Annotated in this window: 6 protein-coding genes; 4 read left to right on the top strand and 2 right to left on the bottom strand. The window is 71.6% G+C overall.

The features are described from left to right. The 4 genes from pth to cysN form a co-directional block, all read left to right on the top strand. The coding region (gene pth, locus AB0M52_RS28950) for an aminoacyl-tRNA hydrolase (RefSeq protein ID WP_363960232.1) at positions 1-374 on the top strand (374 nt) is incomplete at its 5' end. A gap of 99 nt (positions 375-473) precedes the next feature. Then, positions 474-1,307, top strand: coding sequence for an inositol monophosphatase family protein (locus AB0M52_RS28945; RefSeq protein WP_363960229.1), 834 nt, complete (start codon positions 474-476; stop codon positions 1,305-1,307). A gap of 75 nt (positions 1,308-1,382) precedes the next feature. Then, a complete protein-coding gene (gene cysD / locus AB0M52_RS28940) occupies positions 1,383-2,294 on the top strand; it encodes a sulfate adenylyltransferase subunit CysD (RefSeq protein ID WP_363960226.1) in 912 nt (303 codons plus the stop codon). After that, the gene (cysN, locus tag AB0M52_RS28935) at positions 2,294-3,598 is read left to right on the top strand and encodes a sulfate adenylyltransferase subunit CysN (protein ID WP_363960224.1); all 1,305 of its coding nucleotides are present in this window, start codon (positions 2,294-2,296) and stop codon (positions 3,596-3,598) included. The genes cysD and cysN overlap by 1 nt, the downstream gene beginning before the upstream one ends. Before the next feature lie 92 nt (positions 3,599-3,690). Here the strand turns inward: cysN and galK are convergent, their stop codons facing one another. Then, positions 3,691-4,860 carry a galactokinase gene (gene galK / locus AB0M52_RS28930; protein WP_363960221.1) on the bottom strand — a complete coding sequence of 390 codons (1,170 nt, stop codon included), beginning with the start codon at positions 4,858-4,860 and terminating at the stop codon, positions 3,691-3,693. After that, on the bottom strand, positions 4,857-5,840 hold the full coding sequence (gene galE, locus AB0M52_RS28925; protein ID WP_363960218.1) for a UDP-glucose 4-epimerase GalE: 984 nt from the start codon (positions 5,838-5,840) through the stop codon (positions 4,857-4,859). Before galE ends, galK begins: the two co-directional genes overlap by 4 nt. Between the last annotated feature and the right edge of the window lie 234 nt (positions 5,841-6,074).

Below are 6,074 nucleotides of genomic sequence, written 5' to 3'. Positions count from 1 at the left end.
ACATGAATCTCTCCGGCGGGCCGGTGGCCAGCCTGGCGCAGTTCTACAAGGTGTCGCCGGGCCAGGTGATCGCGGTGCACGACGAGCTGGACATCGGCTACGGCCAGCTGCGAGTGAAGTGCGGCGGGGGCGAGGGTGGGCACAACGGCCTGCGGTCGATGTCGAAGTCGCTGGGCACGAAGGACTACGTGCGGGTGCGGTTCGGGGTCGGTCGGCCGCCGGGGCGGCAGGATCCGGCGGACTACGTCCTGTCGGATTTCGGTTCGGTGGAGCGCAAGGAGTTGGACTTTCTGGTGGACCGGGCCGCCGACGTGGTGGAGTCCGTGGTCACCCGGGGTGTGGAGCCGACGCAGAACCTCTATCACGGGGGCTGACGGGCGAGCCGTGCCGGCCGGACCGGTAGTCTGCGGGTTCGGTGGCCGGGCGGGGCCGGCTGCTCGGCGTACGCGGGTCGTGGCGACGGGAGCGGGAGCATGAGCAGTCCACCGATGATCGACGGTGCGTTCGCGCGCTGGTTGGCGGATCGGGCCGGTCAGGCGCTGGTGGGCCTGCGGGCGGAGATGGGGTTCGCCGATCCCGGTGCGTTGAAGTCGGCGGGTGACAAGGTTTCGCACGACCTGATCCGGACCGAGCTGGCGAAGTGGCGTCCGGGTGACGCGGTGCTCTCCGAGGAGGACGAGGGTTCCCGGCTGGCGTGGGCGGCCGAGGTGAACGCCGCTGCGGTCTCCCGGTTGACCGCGGACCGGGTGTGGATCGTCGACCCGTTGGACGGTACGCGGGAGTTCAGCGAGGAGGGGCGCGCGGACTGGGCGGTGCATGTGGCGCTCTGGGCGCGCAACGCGCCGACGCCGCACGGTCTGATCGCCGGTGCGGTCGGCTTGCCGGCCCAGCACCGGGTGCTGGGTACGGACTACCCGCCGGGGTATCCGCCGATGACGGCGGAGGCGGCGACCGGGGTCGGTGCCCGGCGGATCCGGCTGGCTGCCAGCCGGAGCCGGCCGCCGGTGTTCCTGACCGATCTCGCCGAGGAGGTCGGGGCGCAGTTGGTGCCGATGGGCTCGGCCGGGGCGAAGATCGCCGCGGTGGTCACCGGCGAGGTGGACGCGTACATCCACGCCGGCGGGCAGTACGAGTGGGATTCGGCGGCGCCGGTGGCTGTGGCGACGGCCACCGGGCTGCACGCTTCCCGGATCGACGGTTCTGCGCTGAAATACAACGAGGCGGATCCGCGTCTGCCTGATCTGTTGGTGTGCCGCAAGGATCTCGCCAGCCGGTTGCTTGCAGCGCTGCACCGGCATTGCGGGTAGCCTGGCGCTACTTTCTGACATCCCCGACCGGAAAGGTCTGGAAAGCCGGATGAGCGAGCGAATCGAGCCCGTGTCATGACCGCCACCGCGGCGTATCAGGTGACCCATCTCGACGCGCTGGAGGCGGAGAGCATCTTCGTGATGCGCGAGGTGGTCGCCGAGATGGAGCGGCCGGTCCTGCTGTTCTCCGGTGGCAAGGACTCGATCGTCATGCTCCGGTTGGCGCAGAAGGCTTTCGCTCCGGCCCACATCCCGTTCCCGGTGATGCACGTCGACACCGGTCACAACTTTTCCGAAGTGCTGGAGTACCGCGACCGGCGGGTCGCCGAGCTGAGCCTGAACCTGGTGGTGGCCAGCGTGCCGGAGGCCCTGGCCAGCGGGCTGGTCCGGGAGTCGGCCGACGGGATGCGCAACCGGATCCAGACGCCGGTGCTGCTCGACGCGGTGGAGAAGCACCGGTTCGACGCGCTCTTCGGCGGGGCCCGGCGGGACGAGGAGAAGGCTCGGGCCAAGGAGCGGGTGTTCAGCTTCCGCGACGAGTTCGGCCAGTGGGATCCGAAGAACCAGCGGCCGGAGCTGTGGGCGCTCTACAACGGCCGGCACCACCCGGGCGAGTCGATTCGGGTCTTCCCGCTGTCCAACTGGACCGAGCTGGACGTCTGGCACTACATCGCCCGGGAACGGATCGAGCTTCCGTCGATCTACTACGCGCACGAGCGTGAGGTGGTCGAGCGCGACGGGATGCTCTACGCGGTCAACGAGTTCCTGCCGGCCCGGGCCGGGGAGGAGCGGTTCAAGGCCCAGGTGCGGTACCGCACGGTGGGCGACGCCTCGTGCACGGCGGCGGTCCGCTCGGACGCGGACACGGTCGAGAAGGTCATCGAGGAGGTCGCCGCGACCCGGATCACCGAGCGTGGGGCGACCCGGGGTGACGACCGGGTCAGCGAGGCCGCGATGGAGGACCGCAAGCGGGAGGGCTACTTCTGATGACCACCGAGACGTTCGCGCCAGCCGCTCCGGAGGCGACGGCGCGGCGGATGGACCTGCTGCGCTTCGCCACCGCCGGTAGCGTCGACGACGGCAAGTCGACCCTGATCGGTCGGCTGCTGTACGACACGAAGTCGCTGTTCACGGACCAGTTGGCCGCCGTGGAGGCGGTCAGCGCGGCCCGGGGCGACGAGTACACCAACCTGGCGTTGCTCACCGACGGCCTGCGGGCCGAGCGGGAGCAGGGCATCACCATCGACGTGGCGTACCGCTACTTCGCCACGCCCCGGCGCAAGTTCATCATCGCCGACACCCCGGGGCACATCCAGTACACCCGGAACATGGTCACCGGCGCCTCCACGGCCGATTTGGCGCTGATCCTGGTGGACGCCCGCAAGGGCCTGGTCGAGCAGTCCCGCCGGCACGCCTTCCTCTGCTCCCTGCTGCGGGTGCCGCACCTGGTGCTCTGCGTCAACAAGATGGATCTGGTCGACTTCTCGCAGGAGGTCTTCGAGCGGATCGCCGACGAGTTCACCGCGTTCGCCGCGAAGCTGGACGTGCCGGATCTGACCGTGGTGCCGATCTCCGCGCTTCAGGGCGACAACATCGTCACCCGCTCGGAGAACATGCCCTGGTACGAGGGGCCGGCGCTGCTGCACCACCTGGAGCGGGTGCACATCGCCAGCGACCGGAACCTGGTCGACGTCCGGTTCCCGGTGCAGTACGTGATCCGTCCGCAGTCGACCACGGTCACCGACTACCGGGGCTACGCCGGTCAGGTGGCCTCCGGTGTGCTCAAGCCGGGCGACGAGGTGATGGTGCTGCCGTCGGGCTTCACCAGCCGGATCGCCGCGGTGGAGACCGCCGACGGGCCGGTCGCGGAGGCGTTCCCGCCGATGTCGGTGACGGTACGTCTGGAAGATGAGATCGACATCTCCCGGGGTGACCTGATCTGCCGGCCGAACAACGCGCCGGCGGTCGCGCAGGACATCGAGGCGATGGTCTGCTGGATGGACGAGACCCGCCCGTTGCAGGTCGGCGGCAAGTACGCGATCAAGCACACCACCCGCGCGGCCCGGGCGATCGTGCGTGACCTGCACTACCGCCTCGACATCAACACGCTGCACCGCGACGAGTCGGCGACCGAGTTGCGCCTCAACGAGATCGGCCGGGTGCGACTCCGCACCACCGTCCCGCTGCTCGCCGACGAGTACCGCCGCAACCGCACCACCGGCGGTTTCATCATCATCGACGAGACCACCAACCGCACCGTAGCCGCCGCCATGATCGTCGAAACCCCCTAACCCCACCCGGGTCTCCTGGTTGATCAAGGGGTTTCGGTCAGGGGGCACGCGGTACCTGACCGGAATCCCTTGATCACCGCTGGGGGTGGAGGTCAGGGGAGGCGGGTGGCGCCGGGGGACGGGGTGGCGGTGGTGAGGCCGGGGGCGGTGAAGCGGCGTTCGGCGTACGCGGCCATGACGGCGGTGGCCACCCGGTCGGCCTGGTCGGCCTGCACCAGGGCCAGTACGCAGCCGCCGAAGCCGCCGCCGGTCATCCGGGCGCCGAGCGCACCGGCGGCGAGCGCGGCATCGACGGCGGTGTCCACCTCGGGCACGGTGATGGCGAAGTCGTCGCGCATGGAGGCGTGCGAGGCGGTGAGCAGCGGCCCGATCTGGCGGGCCTGTCCCGAGCGCAGCAGCGCGACGGTGTCCAGCACCCGCTGGTTCTCGGTGACCACGTGCCGCACCCGGCGGCGGACGTCGTCGTCGGGCAGTCGGGCCAGCGCGTCGTCGAGGTCGGCGGCCGGCACGTCGCGCAGTGCGGGTACGCCGAGCAGGGCCGCGGCCTTCTCGCAGGAGGCGCGGCGGGCCGGGTACTCCCCGTCGACGTGCCGGTGCGGGGCGCGGCTGTCGATCACCAGCACGACGAGGCCGGCGGGGTCCAGGTCGAACGGGATGTGCTCCACTCGCTCGGTGCGGCAGTCGAGGAAGAGGGCGTGTCCGGCCCGGCAGCGGATCGCCGCCGACTGGTCCATGATCCCGGTCGGCGCGCCGACGTAGTGGTTCTCGGCGCGCTGGGCCAGCCGGGGCTGGTGCTCGGTGGGCAGGTCCAGCCCGCCGAGGTCGACCAGCGCGGTGAGTACGGCGGCCTCCAGCGCGGCGGAGGAGGACAGCCCGGCGCCGAGCGGCACGTCGGAGGCGATGGCCAGCCGTGCCCCGGGCACCGCGTGGCCCGCCTCGCGCAGCGCCCACACCACTCCGGCCACGTACGCGGCCCAGCCGGTGACCCGGCCGGGGGTGGCCACCTCGTCGGCGCCGAAGGCGACCGTCTCGCCGGTCAGTTCGGACCAGACGGTCCAGCGGTCGCCCGGCTGCGGCGCGGCGGCGGAGACGGTGCGCAGCGGCAGCGCGAACGGCAGCACGAACCCGTCGTTGTAGTCGGTGTGCTCGCCGATCAGGTTGACCCGGCCGGGAGCGGCCCAGCGGCCGGCGGGCGGCTCGCCGTACACCGTCTGGAAGCCGGCGGCGGCCCGGCCGGCGACTTCGCGGTGCGGGTCGGTCACGGCCGGTCCGGCACGTGCGTGCGGTAGAAGGCCCAGGCGTCGGCGACCATGTCGTGCAGGGTCGGCTTGCGCGGCTCCCAGCCCAGCTCTGCGCGGGCCAGCGCGGAGGAGGCGACCAGCTCGGCGGGGTCGCCCTCGCGGCGGGGTGCCACCTCGACCGGCACCGGATGGCCGGTGACCTCGCGGACCACCTCGACCACCTGCCGGTTGGTGAAGCCGTTGCCGTTGCCGAGGTTGTAGATGCGGTGCTGGCCGGCGGTGGCGGCGTCGAGCGCGAGCAGGTGGGCGCGGGCCAGGTCGGCGACGTGGATGTAGTCGCGGACGCAGGTGCCGTCGGCGGTGGGGTAGTCGTCGCCGAAGAGTTGCAGCTTCTCCCGTCGCTCGGCGGCCACCTCGAGCGCGATCGGGATGAGGTGGGTCTCCGGGTCGTGCCGCTCGCCGAGCGCGACGTCGCCGTCGAGGTACGCCCCGGCGACGTTGAAGTAGCGCAGCGAGACGGCGGCCAGGCTGTGCCCGATCGCCTCGGAGGTGAGGGCCATGTCGACGGCGAGTTTGGTGGCACCGTACGTGTTGGTCGGGGCCTTGACGGCGGTCTCCGGGATGGGCAGCTCGGTCGGGTTGCCGTAGACGGCGGCGGTGGAGGAGAAGACCAGGCGCGGTACGCCGGCCGCGCGGACCGCGTCGATCAGCGCCAGCGAGCCGACGGTGTTGTTGAGCCAGTACCGCTCCGGGGCGACCATCGACTCTCCGGCGGCGATCAGCGCGGCGAAGTGCAGCACGCCGTCGAAGCCGGCCTGCGGGGTGAGCACCCGGGCCGCGTCGTGGATGCCGGCCTCGACGTGGGTCGCGTCGGGGGCGAGCGCCTCCCGGTGGCCGGTCCGCAGGTCGTCCAGGACGACCACCTCGTGACCGGCGTCGAGCAGCATCCGGCTCACCACGCTGCCGATGAAGCCGGCCCCGCCGGTGACGAGCAGTTTCACGTCGGTCTCCTCCTGTCTGGCCCGCCAGGTCGTGGCCTCGTGGTGATCACCCTACGGTTTCCGGCTGTGCCTGCGCTTAGAGCGGCCGGCAATAGGACTGGCGGGGCTGCGGCGCGCCCTGGCACGTCGGCTGGCGGCGTTGTCGCCGTCGGCCATGCAACACCGGCATGGCCTCCTCCTCCGCCTTGCCACCCTCGGCCAGGACCCGCCTCGCCTCCACCGCCCTATTGCCGG

This window comes from Micromonospora sp. NPDC051296 (genome assembly GCF_040682255.1).
Lineage (GTDB): Bacteria > Actinomycetota > Actinomycetes > Mycobacteriales > Micromonosporaceae > Micromonospora > Micromonospora craterilacus.
Note: the sequence above shows the minus strand (reverse complement) of the source record. Positions and strands in the feature narration are given on the sequence as shown.